At 27.6% G+C, this 16,698-nt stretch carries 20 protein-coding genes; 8 read left to right on the top strand and 12 right to left on the bottom strand.

The window, feature by feature from the left end; all coding sequences use genetic code 11:
* Positions 1-8: 8 nt before the first annotated feature.
* Both KJR01_RS06815 and KJR01_RS06810 read left to right on the top strand, forming a co-directional pair.
* Positions 9-176, top strand: a complete 168-nt coding sequence (locus KJR01_RS06815) for a hypothetical protein (protein WP_214117923.1) — start codon at positions 9-11, stop codon at positions 174-176.
* Between the two features lie 71 nt (positions 177-247).
* Entirely contained in the window at positions 248-865 is a 618-nt protein-coding gene (locus KJR01_RS06810; RefSeq protein ID WP_214117922.1) for a hypothetical protein, read from the top strand.
* Between the two features lie 74 nt (positions 866-939).
* Here KJR01_RS06810 and KJR01_RS06805 read toward each other — a convergent pair whose 3' ends face one another.
* On the bottom strand, positions 940-2,109 hold the full coding sequence (locus tag KJR01_RS06805) for an acetate kinase (RefSeq protein WP_214117921.1): 1,170 nt from the start codon (positions 2,107-2,109) through the stop codon (positions 940-942).
* Positions 2,110-2,129: 20 nt separating this feature from the next.
* Positions 2,130-3,584: a phosphate acetyltransferase gene (gene pta / locus KJR01_RS06800; protein WP_214117920.1), complete on the bottom strand. Its 1,455-nt coding sequence runs from the start codon at positions 3,582-3,584 to the stop codon at positions 2,130-2,132.
* 69 nt (positions 3,585-3,653) lie between these two features.
* Here pta and flgH point away from each other — a divergent pair, with 69 nt between their 5' ends.
* Complete coding sequence (gene flgH, locus KJR01_RS06795) at positions 3,654-4,331, top strand: flagellar basal body L-ring protein FlgH (protein ID WP_214117919.1); 678 nt, start codon at positions 3,654-3,656, stop codon at positions 4,329-4,331.
* A 24-nt stretch (positions 4,332-4,355) separates the two neighbouring features.
* Here flgH and KJR01_RS06790 read toward each other — a convergent pair whose 3' ends face one another.
* From KJR01_RS06790 to KJR01_RS06780, 3 genes are read right to left on the bottom strand one after another with little or no spacing between them, the layout of a single operon-like run.
* Positions 4,356-4,601 carry an AtpZ/AtpI family protein gene (locus KJR01_RS06790; RefSeq protein WP_336608663.1) on the bottom strand — a complete coding sequence of 82 codons (246 nt, stop codon included), beginning with the start codon at positions 4,599-4,601 and terminating at the stop codon, positions 4,356-4,358.
* Positions 4,594-5,871, bottom strand: coding sequence for a glutamate-1-semialdehyde 2,1-aminomutase (gene hemL / locus KJR01_RS06785; protein WP_214117917.1), 1,278 nt, complete (start codon positions 5,869-5,871; stop codon positions 4,594-4,596). Before hemL ends, KJR01_RS06790 begins: the two co-directional genes overlap by 8 nt.
* Positions 5,861-6,214: a hypothetical protein gene (locus KJR01_RS06780; protein ID WP_214117916.1), complete on the bottom strand. Its 354-nt coding sequence runs from the start codon at positions 6,212-6,214 to the stop codon at positions 5,861-5,863. The genes hemL and KJR01_RS06780 overlap by 11 nt, the downstream gene beginning before the upstream one ends.
* Positions 6,215-6,274: 60 nt before the next feature.
* Here KJR01_RS06780 and KJR01_RS06775 point away from each other — a divergent pair, with 60 nt between their 5' ends.
* Both KJR01_RS06775 and lepB read left to right on the top strand, forming a co-directional pair.
* Entirely contained in the window at positions 6,275-7,123 is an 849-nt protein-coding gene (locus tag KJR01_RS06775; RefSeq protein ID WP_214117915.1) for a bifunctional 5,10-methylenetetrahydrofolate dehydrogenase/5,10-methenyltetrahydrofolate cyclohydrolase, read from the top strand.
* A complete protein-coding gene (lepB, locus tag KJR01_RS06770; RefSeq protein ID WP_214117914.1) occupies positions 7,110-7,961 on the top strand; it encodes a signal peptidase I in 852 nt (283 codons plus the stop codon). Before KJR01_RS06775 ends, lepB begins: the two co-directional genes overlap by 14 nt.
* Before the next feature lie 91 nt (positions 7,962-8,052).
* Here lepB and KJR01_RS06765 read toward each other — a convergent pair whose 3' ends face one another.
* From KJR01_RS06765 to fldA, 7 genes are all read right to left on the bottom strand, one after another.
* Positions 8,053-8,916, bottom strand: coding sequence for a hypothetical protein (locus KJR01_RS06765; protein WP_214117913.1), 864 nt, complete (start codon positions 8,914-8,916; stop codon positions 8,053-8,055).
* A gap of 62 nt (positions 8,917-8,978) precedes the next feature.
* Positions 8,979-9,830: a hypothetical protein gene (locus KJR01_RS06760; protein ID WP_214117912.1), complete on the bottom strand. Its 852-nt coding sequence runs from the start codon at positions 9,828-9,830 to the stop codon at positions 8,979-8,981.
* 74 nt (positions 9,831-9,904) lie between these two features.
* Positions 9,905-10,732 (bottom strand): restriction endonuclease, encoded by an 828-nt coding sequence (locus KJR01_RS06755; protein ID WP_214117911.1) that lies wholly within the window; start codon positions 10,730-10,732, stop codon positions 9,905-9,907.
* A 37-nt stretch (positions 10,733-10,769) separates the two neighbouring features.
* Complete coding sequence (locus KJR01_RS06750) at positions 10,770-10,961, bottom strand: hypothetical protein (protein WP_214117910.1); 192 nt, start codon at positions 10,959-10,961, stop codon at positions 10,770-10,772.
* Between the two features lie 64 nt (positions 10,962-11,025).
* Positions 11,026-11,736, bottom strand: a complete 711-nt coding sequence (locus KJR01_RS06745; protein ID WP_214117909.1) for an EI24 domain-containing protein — start codon at positions 11,734-11,736, stop codon at positions 11,026-11,028.
* Positions 11,729-13,171: an ABC transporter substrate-binding protein gene (locus KJR01_RS06740; protein WP_214117908.1), complete on the bottom strand. Its 1,443-nt coding sequence runs from the start codon at positions 13,169-13,171 to the stop codon at positions 11,729-11,731. Before KJR01_RS06740 ends, KJR01_RS06745 begins: the two co-directional genes overlap by 8 nt.
* A 43-nt stretch (positions 13,172-13,214) precedes the next feature.
* The gene (gene fldA, locus KJR01_RS06735) at positions 13,215-13,700 is read right to left on the bottom strand and encodes a flavodoxin FldA (RefSeq protein ID WP_214117907.1); all 486 of its coding nucleotides are present in this window, start codon (positions 13,698-13,700) and stop codon (positions 13,215-13,217) included.
* A 264-nt stretch (positions 13,701-13,964) separates the two neighbouring features.
* Between fldA and KJR01_RS06730 the strand changes: the two genes are divergently transcribed.
* The 3 genes from KJR01_RS06730 to KJR01_RS06720 are packed head-to-tail and all read left to right on the top strand — an operon-like array spanning position 13,965 to position 16,532.
* The gene (locus KJR01_RS06730; RefSeq protein WP_214117906.1) at positions 13,965-15,536 is read left to right on the top strand and encodes a flavocytochrome c; all 1,572 of its coding nucleotides are present in this window, start codon (positions 13,965-13,967) and stop codon (positions 15,534-15,536) included.
* 2 nt (positions 15,537-15,538) lie between these two features.
* On the top strand, positions 15,539-15,940 hold the full coding sequence (locus KJR01_RS06725) for a cytochrome c3 family protein (protein ID WP_214117905.1): 402 nt from the start codon (positions 15,539-15,541) through the stop codon (positions 15,938-15,940).
* Between the two features lie 10 nt (positions 15,941-15,950).
* Positions 15,951-16,532, top strand: a complete 582-nt coding sequence (locus tag KJR01_RS06720) for a cytochrome c3 family protein (protein ID WP_214117904.1) — start codon at positions 15,951-15,953, stop codon at positions 16,530-16,532.
* The last annotated feature ends 166 nt before the right edge of the window (positions 16,533-16,698 follow it).

Here is a 16,698-nt window from a genome sequence, read left to right as displayed (position 1 = left end):
ATATTATTGTGCTTGAAAGTAAAGGCGTAGATAGCAAAATCAATCTAAGAAGTGATGAAAATGCGAAAATTACTAACGCAGAAAGTCTTTTTAAAGGTATAAATATTACTTTTGAAAAACAATTTAATAATGATAAATTAGAAACAATCATAAAAAATATAATCAATAAAAAATAATTAATCTAATTTAAATTCCTTAAAGGATTTAAATTAGAATACAAGATTATATTAAAAATATGAGGTGTTAAATGTTTTCTTTTATGAAAGAATTAATAAAAAAATCTTTATTTGTTGGTTTGAGTTTAGCGTTTTTTATCATTGCTATTTTCGCTTTTTTAATGCTTGTTCAGTATTCATACGATATCTATAGTAAATATTTTAATTCAACTTATGATAAATTTCTTAAAACCAAAAAAGAGCTTTGCTCTCTTGAAAGGCAATTAGAAGCAGAAGGCTATTTATTATTTTGGGATTTTAAAAATGAGTATACAAATTATAAATATGATTATTCTAAAAGCGGATATAAATGTAATTTGGAAAAAGAAGAAAAATATAAAAGAGCAATTGCAAATTATTTTAAATTAACTAATGCAAAAATATATGAAGTGCAAAATTATAATAGCATTGATGAAGTTAAATCTCTTAAAACTCTAGATAGTTTAGAATTAAAAGAAGTTAATGAATTTAACAATAATCTAGTATTTTTTAAAAATAGATTTTTTGATAAAAATTCATTTCAATTTATAGATGGAGATGAAATGCAAGTAATGTTATATAACTCATATACTAAGGAAAAAGAAGAGAGAGAATATTATATAGATGGGTGTGGTTATGTAATCCCAACATATAAAATAAAATACAATTAAGAAGATATAATGGCAGTAAAACTACAAATAATGTTTAATTATTTATAGTTTTACAAGAATTTAAATCAATAGGATTAAATAAGTTCCATTGTTTGTTTTACTATTGATAATTCTTCGTTAGTTGGAATAACTAAAATTGGGTATTTTGAATCAGCTTTTGCTATATTTCTAGCTACTTTTTCACGCTTAGCATTTTTTTCTTCATCAATGCTAAAGCCAAGATGTGCAAGTTGCTTACAAACCGCAGCTCTCATTAAATCATCATTTTCACCAATACCTGCTGTAAAAATTAGAGCCTTAGCAGGAGTTACTGCAAGGTATGAGCCTATGTATTTTGCAATTCTATAGCAAAACATATCAAATGCTAATTTTGCTTTTTTATCACCATTTTGCATTTTTTCTTCAATTTCACGCATATCATTTGCACCACAAATTCCTAATAAACCACTTTGTTTATTGCAAATTTTATCAAGTTCAGCAATGCTTAAACCTTTATTATATGCTAAATAAAATAAAGCTCCAGCATCAATATCCCCACATCTAGTCCCCATCATTAATCCTTCAAGTGGAGTAAGACCCATTGAAGTATCAACGCATTTACCATCTTTAATAGCACTAATACTTGCACCATTTCCTAAGTGAGCTGTAATTGCATCTATGTTTTTAATACCTAAGAATTTTTCTGCTTCACGAGTTACAAATTCATGAGATGTTCCGTGAAAGCCATATCTTCTAACGCCATCTTCTTCATAATATTTATTAGCTATTGCATAGCGATATGCGATTTCTGGCATTGTTTGATGAAATGCTGTATCAAATACTGCTATATTTTTAACACTTGGAGCAAGATTTATGATTGTTTTAATTCCTGAAATATTTGCAGGATTATGTAAAGGTGCTAATTTTACTAATTCATCTAAAGCTTTTAAACATTTATCATCAACTAATGTTGCTTTAATAAATTTATCCCCACCATGCACCACACGATGACCTACTGCTGCTAATTCATTAAAATCAGTTAAAAGTCCGCTTTTAGCAAATAAATCACGAACTACTTTTAAGCCATCTTCGTGATTATTTATGCCACCTAAATGCTCTAATTCTTTGCCATCAAATTTAATTTTTGCTCTTGAATTGCTTTCTCCAATTTGCTCAACCAAACCACTCGCAACACTATCTTCATTAAAAAATAATTGGAATTTCAGTGAGCTTGAACCTGCATTTAAAACTAATATTTTTTTCATAATTTTTCCTTTTTTATAATTTATTGTGCTTGAATTGCACTAATTAAGCATGTATTTACAATATCTTCAACCAAACAACCCCTACTTAAATCATTAATAGGTTTATTTAGACCTTGCAAAACAGGACCAACCGCAATAGCCCCTGCACTTCTTTGCACTGCTTTATAAGCTATATTTCCTGCATTTAAATCAGGGAATACAAATACATTTGCCTTTCCTGCTACTTTGCTATCAGGCATTTTTTTACTTGCTGTTGCAATATCTACTGCTGCGTCAAATTGTATAGGACCATCATAATTTAATCCCTCATAAGATTTTGCTAATTCGCACGCTTGTTTTACTAAATCAACGCTTACTCCACTACCGCTATTTGCAGTTGAATAAGATAGCATTGCAACTCTTGGCTCAAAACCAAAAGCCTTATAAGTAGCTGCACTAACACTTGCAATTTCGGCTAGATTTTCAGGAGTTGGATTGGGATTTACTGCACAATCAGCAAAATACCAAACCTTATCACTTAAGCACATAAAAAATCCACCACTTACACTCTTAACACCTGGTTTAGTTTTAACTATTTGAAGAGCTGGGCGAATTGTATCAGCAGTTGAACATGCAGCCCCACTAACCATAGCATCAGCGTAGCCTAAATGAACTAATAAAGTTCCAAAATAATTTCTATCTTTTATAAGTTCTTTTGCTTGCTCAAGGCTCATTCCCTTTGATTTTCTAGCTTCATAAAGTGCATTTGCACATTCATCATCTAATGATGAATTACCTGGATTATAAGTCTTAACATCATCTAAATCTATACCTAAATCACTAGCTTTTTGTGCTATTTCTTTATTGTTTCCTAAGATAATTAATTTAACAGCTTTACCTTCTAATAAAATACTAGCAGCCTTTAAAATACGCTCATCATTTCCTTCTGGTAAAACTATGGTTTTAATATTTTCTTTAGCCTTGCTCTCTAGCATAACTTCAAATGCCATTGGGCTTATATAATCAGGTTTTTTAAGATTTAATAACTCATCTAAGCTTGTATTTTCATTATATAAACTTGCGTATTTATGATGAATTTTAGCAAACTCAAATTTGGTTAAATCATTATCAATTACATAATTTAAATTAAGCTCTTTACTTAGTTTTAGATTTATCCAAAAAGTATCAAGACCACCAAAAACTCCAAAACTAGCAACTAATACAAAATCATATTTAGCTTTTAATTCATTAACTTTAATGATTATATTTTTATAAAAAGTATTTTCATTTTTCAAATACTCTTTAACGCCTGTTGCACTATCGTATAAGTATTCAGTTTTTATATTATGCTCTTTTGATAATTTATTTAAACCACACACCCCGTCTTCACAAGCAAGTGCTTGGAAAACAACAATATTTGAATATTTTTTTGATAATTTTATAGCAAGATTATCTAAACTTTCCCTGCTTTGTTTTTGAAAGTAAATCGCATTCATTGCTACTCCTTCATTGATTAATTTTCGCTAGAGTATATGCCTAAAATATTAATAAATAAGGAAGAAAATATGAAAAAAAATTACATAAAATATTTTGTTTTCCCTTTGTTAATTTCGGGTTGTGGTTTGGCTGATCCGCAAATGGATATGAAAGCTCCAACATATGTAGAGCAAATTGAACCTAAGGCTGATAATAATTTAGGAAGTCCAGGCTCACTTTTTGGAAAAGGCTCTAATCCACTTTTTAGCGATAATAAAGCTATGAATGTAAATGATATAGTTACGATAATTATTAAAGAAGATACTAGCCAAAGTAGCAAAGCTAGTAAAAGCACGAATAAATCTTCTAATGCTAATTTAAATTCCGGAGTTTTTGCAGGATTATTATCAAGTCTTAATAAATCAGCAGATATTGGCTTTCAAACAAAAAATAATTCAGATTTTAGTGGTAGCGGTCAAGCTAGTAGAAATGAAAAATTTCAAACAACAATTAGTGCTAGAGTAATAAAGGTATTGGCTAATGGAAATTATTTTATTGAAGGAAAAAGACAATTATTAATAAACGGAGAAAAACAAATCGTTCAAATCTCTGGAGTAATTAGACCTTATGATATAACAGGTCAAAACACAATTGAGAGTAAATACATAGCAGACGCTAAAATACTTTATTCAACTCAAGGCGAAATTGATAAAGCTACTAAAAAACCTTGGGGAACAAAAGCAGTTGAAACTATTTGGCCTTTTTAACCTTGATTTAAGGTTAAAAAGACTTTATTTCTTATCATCTTCGTTGATTTTTAATAATAATTTATAAGCCTTATATACATTTGAAATTGCAGCTGCTATTCCAAACGCAAGTCCTACGAAAAATAAAGGCTTATAAATCTTAGCAAGTAAAATTCCTAAACCAACGCCAATTAGCACTGCAACTACAATGCTAATGCCTAAGCTTAGATGATTTGCAGCGTCTATTACACTTTTTACTTTTTTAGCTCTTTTATTTTCTTCGTTATGCACGAATAGCCTTTTTGAACGCATTTATAAATATTTCAAATTCTTTATCTTCAAACTTAGAGCAAATAAATGCAGTTTCATAGGTTGATGGTGCAAGATTTACTCCATTTTCTAGCATAATTTTATGAAATCTTGAAAACTTAGCTGTATCACTTGTCTTAGCGTCATCGTAATTTAATGGGTATTTTTCATTAAAGAAAAATCCTAACATTGAACCTATATTTTTAGCTACAAAAGGCACTCCTGCACTTTTACTCTCATCTAACATAGCATTAATTGCATTTTTTGCCCATTTATCACATTTTTTATAAATATCATCGTTTAATTGCTCAAGATTTGCAATACCTGCTGCCATTGCAAGTGGATTTCCACTTAGCGTTCCTGCTTGATATACTCCGCCTAGTGGGCTTAGAAGTTGCATAATTTCTTTTTTTGCAGCGTAAGCTCCAACAGGAAGTCCCCCGCCAATAACCTTACCAAAACAAACCATATCAGGCACAACTTTATAAATCTCTAAAGCCCCACCTAAAGCAGCTCTAAAACCACTCATAACTTCATCAAAAATCAAAACGATTTTTAATTCATCACAAAGCTTTCTAAGGTCTTCTAAAAACTCTTTTTTAGCAGGGACAAAACCCATATTTCCTGCAATTGGTTCAATAATAATCACACCTATTTCACTGCCATTACTCTTTGCTATAGCAATTTGCTCTTTTACGCTTTCTATATCATTGTATTTAGCTGTATAAGTATCTTTTACAGCGTTTTTACTAACTCCACTTGAGCTTGGAGTATTAAAAGTAGCCAAGCCACTTCCTGCATTTACTAAAAGCATATCAGCGTGTCCGTGATAACAACCATCAAATTTTATAAGCCCATCACGATTAGAATAAGCTCTTGCTAAGCGAATTGCACTCATAGTAGCTTCTGTCCCACTATTTACAAATCTAATTTGCTCTATTGCAGGATACAACGATATAACTTTTTGTGCTAATTTGCTTTCAGCTAATGTAGGAGCACCATAACTTGTGCCATCTTTTGCTGCATTAATAATAGCGTTTGTTACATTTATATCAGCGTGTCCTAAAATGCAAGGCCCATAGCTTTGAACTAAATCAAGGTATTTTTTATCTTCAATATCAATTATATAAGCGCCATCTCCCTTTTTTATAAATACAGGCTCACTACCTACACTTTTAAACGCTCTTACAGGAGAATTAACCCCACCTGCTATTAATGTTTGTGCTTGTGCGAAAGCTTCTTTATTTGTCATTTTTTTCTCCTTTTTTCTTGATATATAAGTATAAATTTTTTATTTCTTCATTTGTTAAATAATAATTTGGCATTATATTTTTTGAACTTGTTTTACTAACTAAGGCTTTATAAAAATTCTCATAACTAATATTTTTAATACTAGGGATTATTACTTGAATGGTTTTTCTATTTTCTTTATAAGTAGCAAATATTTGCTCACTTCCATCAAGCCCGTGGCATTTATCACAGCCAATTCCCCTTGGGTTTTGATACAAGCTTAATTGATATTCATCTTTGCTTAAAAAATCACTATTAGCATAAACAAATACGCTAAAAACTAATAATATTAATTTTGATTTCATTTTATAATCCGTTGTTTTTAAGGGTTATAATACAATCTTTATTTTTATAAAGGTTACAAATTGATACTAGATGGAAAAAAATTAAGCAAAGAATTATACGCACAATTAAAACTCAAAATTAATGAGCTAAAAACCAAACCTTGCTTAGCTGTAATTTTAGTAGGAGATGATTATGCTAGTGGGGTTTATGTAAGAAGTAAATTAAAAGCTTGTAATGAATTAGGAATAATTAGTAAAGATTATAAGCTAGATAGTAGTATTAGCGAAGAAGAATTATTAAAAATCATAAGAGATTTAAATGATGATGATGATAGTGTAGATGCTATCTTAGTGCAGCTACCTTTACCAAATCATATCAATAAAGACAATATCATAAACGCTATAAATCCTATTAAAGATGTAGATGGTTTTACTCCACTTAATTTAGGTTTAGTTTTAGCGAATTTAAAACCACATTTTTATGCTTGCACCCCGCTTGGAATTGATATTTTGATGAAGCATTATGGTATCAGTGTAAAAGGCAAAAATATTTGCATAATAAACGATAGTATCATAGTAGGTCGCCCACTTGCTGCTATGATGATTAATGAAGGTGCAAGTGTTAGCGTATGCCACAAATATACAAAAGATTTAAAAGAGCATACTTTAAACGCTGATATTTTAATAAGTGCTACAGGTGTAATTCATCTAATAAATGATGATTTTATAAAAGATGGAGCTATTTTAATTGATGTTGGGATTTGCAAAGAAATTGATGGCAAAAAACTATCAGGAGATTATCTTAAGACAAGTAATAAGGCTAGTATGATTACTCCAGTTCCTGGCGGAGTAGGACCTATGACTATTTATGCACTAATGCAAAACACATATGAAGCAAGATTAAAAAAGGAAGAAAATGCAAGAAAATAAAACAAAATGGCAAAAATTAGTTGATTTTTGGAATTCATGGACAGGGACTATTGTATTTGTTCTTGTTTTTATATTTTTCGTAGCTCAAGCTTTTACAATACCAAGTGGCTCTATGAAAAACACACTTTTAGTAGGAGATCATTTATTTGTAAAAAAATTCGCCTACGGGATACCAACTCCTAGAATTCCATTCCTAGAAGTTCCTGTGTTGCCTGATTTTAAAGGCGATGGGCATTTATTAAGCTATGCTAAGCCTAAAAGAGATGATATAGTGGTGTTTTTGTATCCGCACAATACAAAGCTACATTATGTTAAACGCTGCGTTGCTTTAGGAGATGATGAGATAATATTTGCAAATAAGACCCTTTATGTGAGAATGCACGAAGGAGATGAATACATGAGAGCAAATTATCCTGCTAATAAACAAGTGATTTTACAAGGCAAATTATACATAAAAGAGCCTTATACTAAAAAGGGTATTCATTATGATGAAAGAGTGGATTTTGATAAGGTCATAGAATACTTTATGGCTAAGGGTGAGTTTGTAATGAAGCCAATTTATGTTAGTGAATTAAGAAGTGATATTAAAGCGTATTATTATAAGGTGCCTAGCAATGAATACTTTATGATGGGTGATAATCGCGACCACTCAAACGATAGCCGCTTTTGGGGAAGTGTAGATTATAAATATATTGAAGGTAAGCCTTGGTTTGTTTATCTAAGCTGGGATGATGATTATAATATCCGCTGGGAAAGAATGTTTAAAAGCGTTGATACCTTAGAAAACGATGAAAGATATATCCATCACGAAATAAGCGATATTAATTCTCTTGATTGACAAAAATATCTAATTCAAATTCTTGTGATTTGAATTAGAATTTATTTTATAATACATTATATTTTAAAGGTAATTTATATAAAAATTAAAATTATTTAATTGTATTTGAAGACTTTTCACTTAAAATCTTTTCAATTTTCTTTTGTTGTTTTGCTATGTATTTTTCGCCTAGTGGTTGTGCTTCTTCTTCTCTAAATTCCATTTCAAATCCACCTTTACTCATTGCAGAATACTTTTGTCTAAACTCTGTGTATAAAAAATAAACTGATAAATCATCAACAAAAGGCAATGAAACTAGCTTGGTTTTAGTTTGATATATTGTGTAAGTTTTTAAGTTTTTACCATTTAATAAAAACAATATTAAATAACTTGATAAAATATCTAATATTACAAAAAATATAAGTATAGGAAAGAATAATATTCTAATTAATATAAAATCTGATTTATGATTTAAATTTTTTACTTCCATTTCTTGAGTATTGAAAGCGTCTTTATTGAATATATACGAATAAGCTAAAGCAGGTCGTTTAGATTGCAATCTAAAAACTATATCGCTTTTATTTATTGTTGTGGTTACTTTTTTGTAACTTTTTGCTATACCAAAAAGACCTTCTTTATCTATCTCATAAGTATCAAAACATATCTTTTCATTATCTATGCTAATATAAAAATCATTATTTTTAACAAATCTAAGTCTTTTTATTTGTCTAAGGTTTAAAAAGAATATAATAAAGAATATGCTACGAAGTATTGCTTCATCCATCCTTTTTATCCACCATAAATCCGACATTATTCGTTCTGGTCTATTATATAAAAAAATTAAATTATCTATACCAACATAAATTATGCGACATAAAATTAAAATTACGAAAATTTCACTAATAAATCTAATAAGCTCTAAGCTATATAAATAATCGTTTTTTATTTTATAATCTTTTAAATTATCTATATTCAAATTTATCCTTTGTTTTTAATAAGACTAATTATAAAAATTACTAATATTTTTATAACTTGTTTTCATTTTAATTCTCCTTTTAATTTATTTAAATAATTTGTATAAACATCATTAGAGCAACTACCTCTTCTATAATAATTACCTAATTTAAGATAATAGTTATCAATAAATAACCTAGTAAAAGAATCATAAATTCTATTAAGATTAGGGCTAAGTTCTAAACTCAAATTATTTAAATTTGTTATTGCATAACTACAAGGTTTATAATAACCATAAATATCATAATTTATTAGTTTATCTTTACTAAGTCTAGTTGGTAATTCTGAAGCTTCTTCTTCAAAAATTTTTTCATAATAATCTTCATATAATTGCACTTCTTTATCAACTATTAAATTTACGCTTTTAAAAAACTTTCCATCTATCGTATAGTTTTGCTTTTCAATTGTGCTTAATAATAAGGTATTTGGTTTTTTAAGTTCTGTTACTTCGTGCTTTGGACTTTGCTGTAAATTAAAATGACTTATTAATAATATTCCGTGAAAAGCAATCATTAAAAATGAGAAAAAATAAAAGGTAACTTTAATAAATTTTTGATTTTGTTTCATTATTAACTTATAAAACCACCAAATTAATAGTGAAAATACAATTGGTAGCAATAGTTGTAAAACTACAAACCACCCACCGGCATCTCTATCAATAAGCCCAATTCTTATAACCAAATATAAAAATAAAATATATAAAGCTATTATAAATCTAGGATAGAGCTTTAATCCTATAAATAAAGTAAGAGTAAAAACAATAGGGTAAGTAATAAAACTTGCATATGGTATAGGAATTAAAATACTAATAATCCCACTAGCTAAATCATGTAAATTATCTAAAAAATATGTTAGATATATTAAAAACTCATTCATATCTTACCTTTAAAAATAAGGTTAATTATAGCAAACAAAAAAATTATTAATCTATTATTTATTGTCTTAATGCTTTAATTTATATAGTTAATGATTTGATAATTTATTTCATTTGGATATTCTCTTAAATAACACACTACTCCGTAATCTTTATCATTACAGCTTGTTATAAAATCTTTATAAATTATTTTATTATCACATAATGATGGATTGTTTCTAATAAAAACTTCACAATCTCCTATAAATTTTCTAAGCAGATATTGTTTTGGTGGATTTGTGTAGCACTTGCATTGAATTAGCCTTATTTCACTATTTTTATACGCTATTAAATCTATGCCTTTATCGTTTTTACCATTTACAAAACCATTTGGAAAAACCTTATAACCTATATTTTCATAGTATATTTTTATTTGATATTCGTAATTTTTGCCTTTTTTGATATTTTCTAATTTGATTTTATTTTGTGCGTTTTTTTCTTCACTTATTTTTAATTCATAAGACTGAATTAGTTTATCTTTTTCTAGCTTATAATATCTATTTAATTCTTTTAATTTTTCTTCATAATCTTTTTCTTTTTCTAATATCAATTCTTGTGCTTTTTCAATGGCTATTTTATTAATATCTGAAGTTGTTAAAGTCTGTAATCGTTTTAACTCATCTTTGAGTTTTAATAATTCTTCTTCATATTTATAATTCTTGTATAGCAAAATATTTTTATTAGTTTTTGTATCTTCGTAATCTTCTTTATCTATTTTTAATGTTTGAATTTCTTTATTTTTGTCATTTATAAATTTTTCTGCCTTTTTTATAAATACAACGAATATACCAAGTAATATGAAGTAAAAAATAGTTATTATTAAGCCATAGTAATTATGTAAAAATTCTAAAATGCTAAATAACATACAATTACCATAGGAATTTCAAATGAAATTCCTAAAATCAATCTAAATCTTTAATGATTTCTTCATCACTTTTTACAACCATTCCAGAGCCGTGAATTACGCTCGGAATACAACTTGTGCAAATATCTACTGGCTTATTGTTTTTATGAGCTCTAATAAATACTGCGTGCTCGTCTTCGCTAGCTTTTAGACTACATACATTACAAATAATTTCATTGTTTAAAACCATAATAATCTCCTTAAAAATAAAATTAAATACTACAAAAAAATCAAAATATAAAAGTTATTTTTAATCAATTTAAAGGCTGTTTTAATCTTAATTCATTTTGAAATAATAAATGAGCTAGAAATATTACAAAAAATACAGGTAGAAAAAACCCAACATAAGGAATATTTGAAGCCAAATAAAATAAAAATACGCAAAAAATATATTTAAATTTAAAAGGTTTAAAACTTAAAAAATCATTTTTATTTAAAACACAACTAGCCACATCGTAAATTAAAAAATTAAAAAATAAATAAAACATTAAGCAAAACATTAAAAATGATGCTATGAAATTTAATATAGGAATTATGTGAAATAAAAGCACAAAAAATAAAAAAAATAAGAATTTCAATACGATTTTAAACAAAAGCCAAGTTATTTGAATTAACCCTATTTCATCTAATTTATTGTAATTATAATGCTTTAAATTGATTTCTCTAACTATCATTGGAGTTAAAAATGAAGTAATAACTAAAGCAAAAAATATAGATAAATATAAAGCTAAAAAACCGCCACCTGAAATAGTAATTATCATAATAAATATTTGTATGGCGTGTAGTATCATCGCACCTAAAAAAAAGTTAAAAGCTTCTTCGTTAAAATCTAAACTACTAACATAACTAAATGCAAGTGTTAATAAACTAATAAATATAATTGAGCTTATAATTAGTGGAAATAAAGAAAATGCTAAAAATCTAAATGTAAAAAAATCTTTTAGGCTAATAATGAAATTATTCATATTTATACCACTTAATTACTTGAGAAAATAATCCGTTTCCATTAAATCCTATTGGCATATTTTCAATACCTTTAATTTTTTTATTATAAGCTAAAAAATAATTGTAATTTACCAAAAATACATAAGAAGGGTTCATTTTAATCTGCTCTTGAAACTCTTTGTAATAATTCTCTTGCACTTGATTTATGGTATTTTTTGCTTGAGTTTTATTAATCTTATTTGTATTTAAAATAGTTGCAAAATTAATACTATCATATACTTCAATATCTACAATCTTACTAGCTTCATTATCATCATTGTTGGTTTGTAATACATCTGTTAATATTCCAAAATCTTTTAATTGCATAGCAAGATTTTCGGCTATACTTAAGTAGTCTTTATTGTTTTTATCTACATAAATTTCTAATTTTAAAGGTAAATCTAATTTTTTATAATAATTTGCTGTGCTTTCTTTATTAATATTTAATTCTATACTCTTTTTATCTTTATAAAATCCTAATTCATTTATAATTTTTCTAGCTTCTGCTCTATCACAACCATTATTATTTAGATTTAAAATATGTTTATTGATACTAAAATTTGGCAATTGATTTAAAATAGATTTGTTACAAATAATTAAAGAAATTGCATATCTTAATTTCCTATCATAAATTACTTTATTATTTAATTGTAACGCTATAGCATGATCTGATTCTAAAGTCTTATATACTAAATCATCATCAATATTTTTTATATTTTTATAATTAATCAAGCCAACATCAATTATGTCATTATTTAAAGCATTTTTTATTTGAACTTCATTTTGATAAAACTTAAAAACTACCCCGTCATTAAGTGCTTTAAAAATAGCATTAGGATTTTTTACTAAAACTATTTGTTCATTGTTAAATTGCTTTAAATTATAAGTACCAAGACCAATAGCATCACTATTAAACCAACTTAAACCATATTTAATAAGAGCATTTTTTGACATAATCCCTAGCGTTAAAGAATTTAAAAACTCATTATCTGGATACTTCAATACAAATTCAACTTTATATTTATCAATTATATTTATTTGAGAAATATTATTATAAAATCTACTATAATTTGAATTAAAAAAGTGATTTATAATTATTTCATAAGTAGTTTTTACATCTTCTGAAGTAAATTCTCCAAAATCTATATTATTTTTTATAAAATGAAGACCTTTTTTTAATTCAAATTCGTATCTTAATTTATCATTACTTATTTTGTATGAATTAGCTAGTGCAGGAATTAATTCTTTATTATTATTTTTATAAAACAAACCTAAATATAATAAATTTACTAAATCATCATTTGGATTATAAATTGGATTTATATTATTTGGTTGATTTTTCATAGCTACTTTAATTAAATCAGCAGATAAAAAATTAATTGAAAATACTAAAAATAATAATAAAAACTTTTTCATAAGTATCCTTAAAATAGCAAGTAAAAAACTTGCTATTTCGTGATTAGAAGTTAGCTTTAATTTGTGCTACCCAGTTTGCAATTCTTTCGTCTGTTAAATCTTCTTGATTGTCATTATCTAATGCAAGACCAACGAATTTACCATCAACTACTGCTTCTGAATCTTCAAAATCATAACCATCAGTTGAAACTGCTCCAACTAAATTTGCACCAGCTTCTTTTAATGCCGCAGCTAATTTACCCATACCGCCGCAGAAAGTATCAGAATAGCTTGAGCTATCTCCCATACCAAATACAGCTACTGTTTTACCAGCTAATTTTAGACCACTAAAATCAAATGAATCCCAATCATCTTGTAAGTCACCACTACCCCAAGTTGAAGTTCCGCAAACTAATTTATCAAAACCATTTAGTTTATCAGCATCAACATCAGCGATATTTAATAATTCAGCACCTAGTGCTTCTGCAATTTTTTCTGCTGCGCCTTCTGTATTTCCCATAGCACTTCCGAAAACTACTGCTACTGACATAATTATCTCCTTAATTTGATTTGCGACATAATTTTACCATTTGAAATTATTGTTAATCATTAACCAAATTCTTTTTACAAAAACCTTAATTATATTAATTTATTTATATAAGAATAAATTAATATCACTTATCAAAAATCCTTATTATTACTTCATAATAATTATTAAACTAAAAATATTATTAAAAAATTTTTATTATTTACTAAGTATATTTTATTTTAAAATAAAATTATTATTAAACTTATTTTTTAATTAGGAGGTTTTATGAAAACTAAAGATAGAAGAGACTTTTTAAAGTTTTCTGGCTTAGTGTATGGCTCTATTTTAATGCCTAATATTGCTTTATCTAATAGTATAGATATTGATGATATAAAATGGGATGAATATTATGATGCAATAGTAATTGGAAGTGGTTTTGCAGGAAGTGCAGCTATGCTAAGTCTTTTGGATAATGGTATTAAAAATGTTGTTATGATTGATAAAATGCCTTATTTAGGTGGCAACTCGGCTTATTCAGGTGGTTCAATGGCTGTTGCTGGCTCAAAATTACAAGCTAGAGATGGAATAGTTGATGATATTAATCTACACATACAAGATACATTAAAAAGTGGTAAGAATTTAAATGATTTAGAATTAGTAAATATTATGATGAATGATGGAGTAAAAACTCTTGATTGGCTTATAGATAATGGAGTTAATTTTAAGTGGGTTAGCAGAAGTGGTGGTCATAGCGTTCCACGCTCTCATTCAGCAGGTGCAGGTAGTTATATCACAAGACCATTACAAGAACAAATTCTTAATAGAGGCGGTAAGATTTTAACAAGAGTTATAATGGATGATATTTTATATGATAAAAATCATAAAGTTGTTGGAATTAAAGTAAGAGAAAAATATCAATTTAACTTTGAGCGTGGATATGAAGAAAAAAACAATGAAAGTGGAATTACTAAATATTATAGAACCTTTGGTGGTATTATCTTAGCTACTGGTGGTTGGGGAGCTGATTTAAAATTTAGACAAATATTTGACTCTAGTTTAAGAGATGATGTATTAACCACAAATCATTTAGGAGCTACTGGCTACACAGCACAAAAACTAATAAATGATAATGTTAAATTCATAGATATGCAATATATTCAAAGTATGCACGTAACAAGTCAAGATGAAGGCGGTTTTGGATTTGCTTATAGATGGATTACTAGGGCTTATGCTTATGGAATGATGGTAAATCCTAAAACAGGAAAAAGATTTGTAAATGAAATTACGGATAGAAAACAAGGTAGCGATGCAATATTAGCTATGAATGAAAAAGGTTTGAATCCACCTGTTTTAATTATGGATATAAATGGCACTAAAACGGTTGATATAGAAGATTTAAATAGGGGCTTATTGGTTGGTGCTGTAAAACAATTTGAAACAATGGATGAATTAATAGCTCATTATAATATCAATAAAGAGCCTTTCTTAGAGCAGTTAAAAAGATACAATGAATATGTTGAACTTGCTTCAAAAGATAAAGATTATAAAGACCCAGAATTTAATCGCAATTTTTCAGATTACAAAGGAAAGTATATAAAAATAGAACAGGCTCCATTTTTTGCTGCAAGACCAGGACCAAAAGTTCATCATTGTATGGGTGGAGTAAAAACTAATAAAGATTGTGAAGTATATGATAATGATATGCAATTAATTCAAGGTTTGTATGCGTGTGGAGAAATTACTGGCGGAAGACACGGATACAATAGATTGGGTTCTAATGCGGTTTTAGATTGCTTAGTTTATGGAAAAAGAGCTGGAAATACTCTAGCAAAAAATTATAATTTATTAAGGGGTTAGCAATGAGATTTATTAGCATTATATGCTTATTTGCCTGTTTTTTATTTGCAAATGAAAATGTATTAAAGGATTCGTTAGGAAAAGTAAATGTAGATTTTAGTGAAAAAGCCTATGAAGTGAAAGGAATTCATAAAAAATTAAATCTTAAGTGTAATGATTGCCACCTAGAAGCACAAGCGAAAGATTATTCATCAGCTATGCTAAATAGTTGTATAAAATGCCACGGGGATTATTCAAAACTAGCAGAATATACTGCAGGTTACGGACATAATAACAATGTTCATCAAAGCCCACATTATGATAAATTAGACTGCGATAATTGTCATAAAACTCACAAACCATCTGTTAATATGTGTGCTAGATGCCATAGCCAAGAAATCTTAAAAAATTTAAAAGTAAAATAAAGGAGAATACATGAAAAATAAAATAGCTTTTACTTGTATGATAGTAATCATAACTCTTGTTTTAGTATTCTTAGGAGAAAAAATTGTTCATGTAACAGGCAAATATCCGTTTTGTGGGAGTTGCCATTCTTGGGATGGACCTATAGCAATCACAAATGTTAATGATGATATACACGGGGCTAAAAATCCTAAAGGAGTAGTAGTTAATTGTGCTGATTGTCATTTACCACACGATAATTTGGCAAAATACTTATTGACTAAAGCTAAAAACGGAATAGCAGAAGGCTTTACAACTTTAACAAAAGACCCAACTAAAAAAGATTGGCTAGCAAATAGAGAACACGCTAGAAAAAATTATACTTTTGATAGCTCTTGTCTAAAATGCCACGAAAATGCTTTCGTAAAAGACAATGAAAGCACATTACCAATCCATCTTACTTATCTAAGCTTTAAAGGTAGTGCTGATGAGATGAAATGCACCGATTGTCATAAACATGTAGGGCATAAAGATTTGGCACAAACTTTATATGATTTAAAGGACACAACTCCACATAGTTGGGAAGATTGGGAAAAACAAAGAGCTAAGCAATAAGCTTAGCTAATAGAATTTAGAATTAATTCTAAATTCTATAAATTCTTTTTCAAACTTAACTCAAATTCTTTTTCAAACTTAACTCAAATTCTTTTTCAAACTTAACTCAAATTCTTTTTCAAACTTAACTCAAATTCTTTTTCAAACTTAACTCAAATTCTTTTTC

This window comes from Campylobacter sp. 2018MI10, assembly GCF_018501175.1.
In the GTDB taxonomy this organism is placed as follows: Bacteria; Campylobacterota; Campylobacteria; order Campylobacterales; family Campylobacteraceae; genus Campylobacter_E.
This window is presented reverse-complemented; position numbering and strand designations above follow the sequence as displayed.

Bases quoted from the DNA above. Each gene is read 5' to 3' on its own strand.
- KJR01_RS06810 (WP_214117922.1), top strand. From the start codon at position 248: ATGTTTTCTTTTATGAAAGAATTAATAAAAAAATCTTTATTTGTTGGT.
- KJR01_RS06805 (WP_214117921.1), bottom strand. From the start codon at position 2,109: ATGAAAAAAATATTAGTTTTAAATGCAGGTTCAAGCTCACTGAAATTC.
- pta (WP_214117920.1), bottom strand. From the start codon at position 3,584: ATGAATGCGATTTACTTTCAAAAACAAAGCAGGGAAAGTTTAGATAAT.
- flgH (WP_214117919.1), top strand. From the start codon at position 3,654: ATGAAAAAAAATTACATAAAATATTTTGTTTTCCCTTTGTTAATTTCG.
- hemL (WP_214117917.1), bottom strand. From the start codon at position 5,871: ATGACAAATAAAGAAGCTTTCGCACAAGCACAAACATTAATAGCAGGT.
- KJR01_RS06780 (WP_214117916.1), bottom strand. From the start codon at position 6,214: ATGAAATCAAAATTAATATTATTAGTTTTTAGCGTATTTGTTTATGCT.
- lepB (WP_214117914.1), top strand. From the start codon at position 7,110: ATGCAAGAAAATAAAACAAAATGGCAAAAATTAGTTGATTTTTGGAAT.
- KJR01_RS06760 (WP_214117912.1), bottom strand. From the start codon at position 9,830: ATGAATGAGTTTTTAATATATCTAACATATTTTTTAGATAATTTACAT.
- KJR01_RS06755 (WP_214117911.1), bottom strand. From the start codon at position 10,732: ATGTTATTTAGCATTTTAGAATTTTTACATAATTACTATGGCTTAATA.
- KJR01_RS06750 (WP_214117910.1), bottom strand. From the start codon at position 10,961: ATGGTTTTAAACAATGAAATTATTTGTAATGTATGTAGTCTAAAAGCT.
- KJR01_RS06745 (WP_214117909.1), bottom strand. From the start codon at position 11,736: ATGAATAATTTCATTATTAGCCTAAAAGATTTTTTTACATTTAGATTT.
- KJR01_RS06740 (WP_214117908.1), bottom strand. From the start codon at position 13,171: ATGAAAAAGTTTTTATTATTATTTTTAGTATTTTCAATTAATTTTTTA.
- fldA (WP_214117907.1), bottom strand. From the start codon at position 13,700: ATGTCAGTAGCAGTAGTTTTCGGAAGTGCTATGGGAAATACAGAAGGC.
- KJR01_RS06730 (WP_214117906.1), top strand. From the start codon at position 13,965: ATGAAAACTAAAGATAGAAGAGACTTTTTAAAGTTTTCTGGCTTAGTG.
- KJR01_RS06725 (WP_214117905.1), top strand. From the start codon at position 15,539: ATGAGATTTATTAGCATTATATGCTTATTTGCCTGTTTTTTATTTGCA.
- KJR01_RS06720 (WP_214117904.1), top strand. From the start codon at position 15,951: ATGAAAAATAAAATAGCTTTTACTTGTATGATAGTAATCATAACTCTT.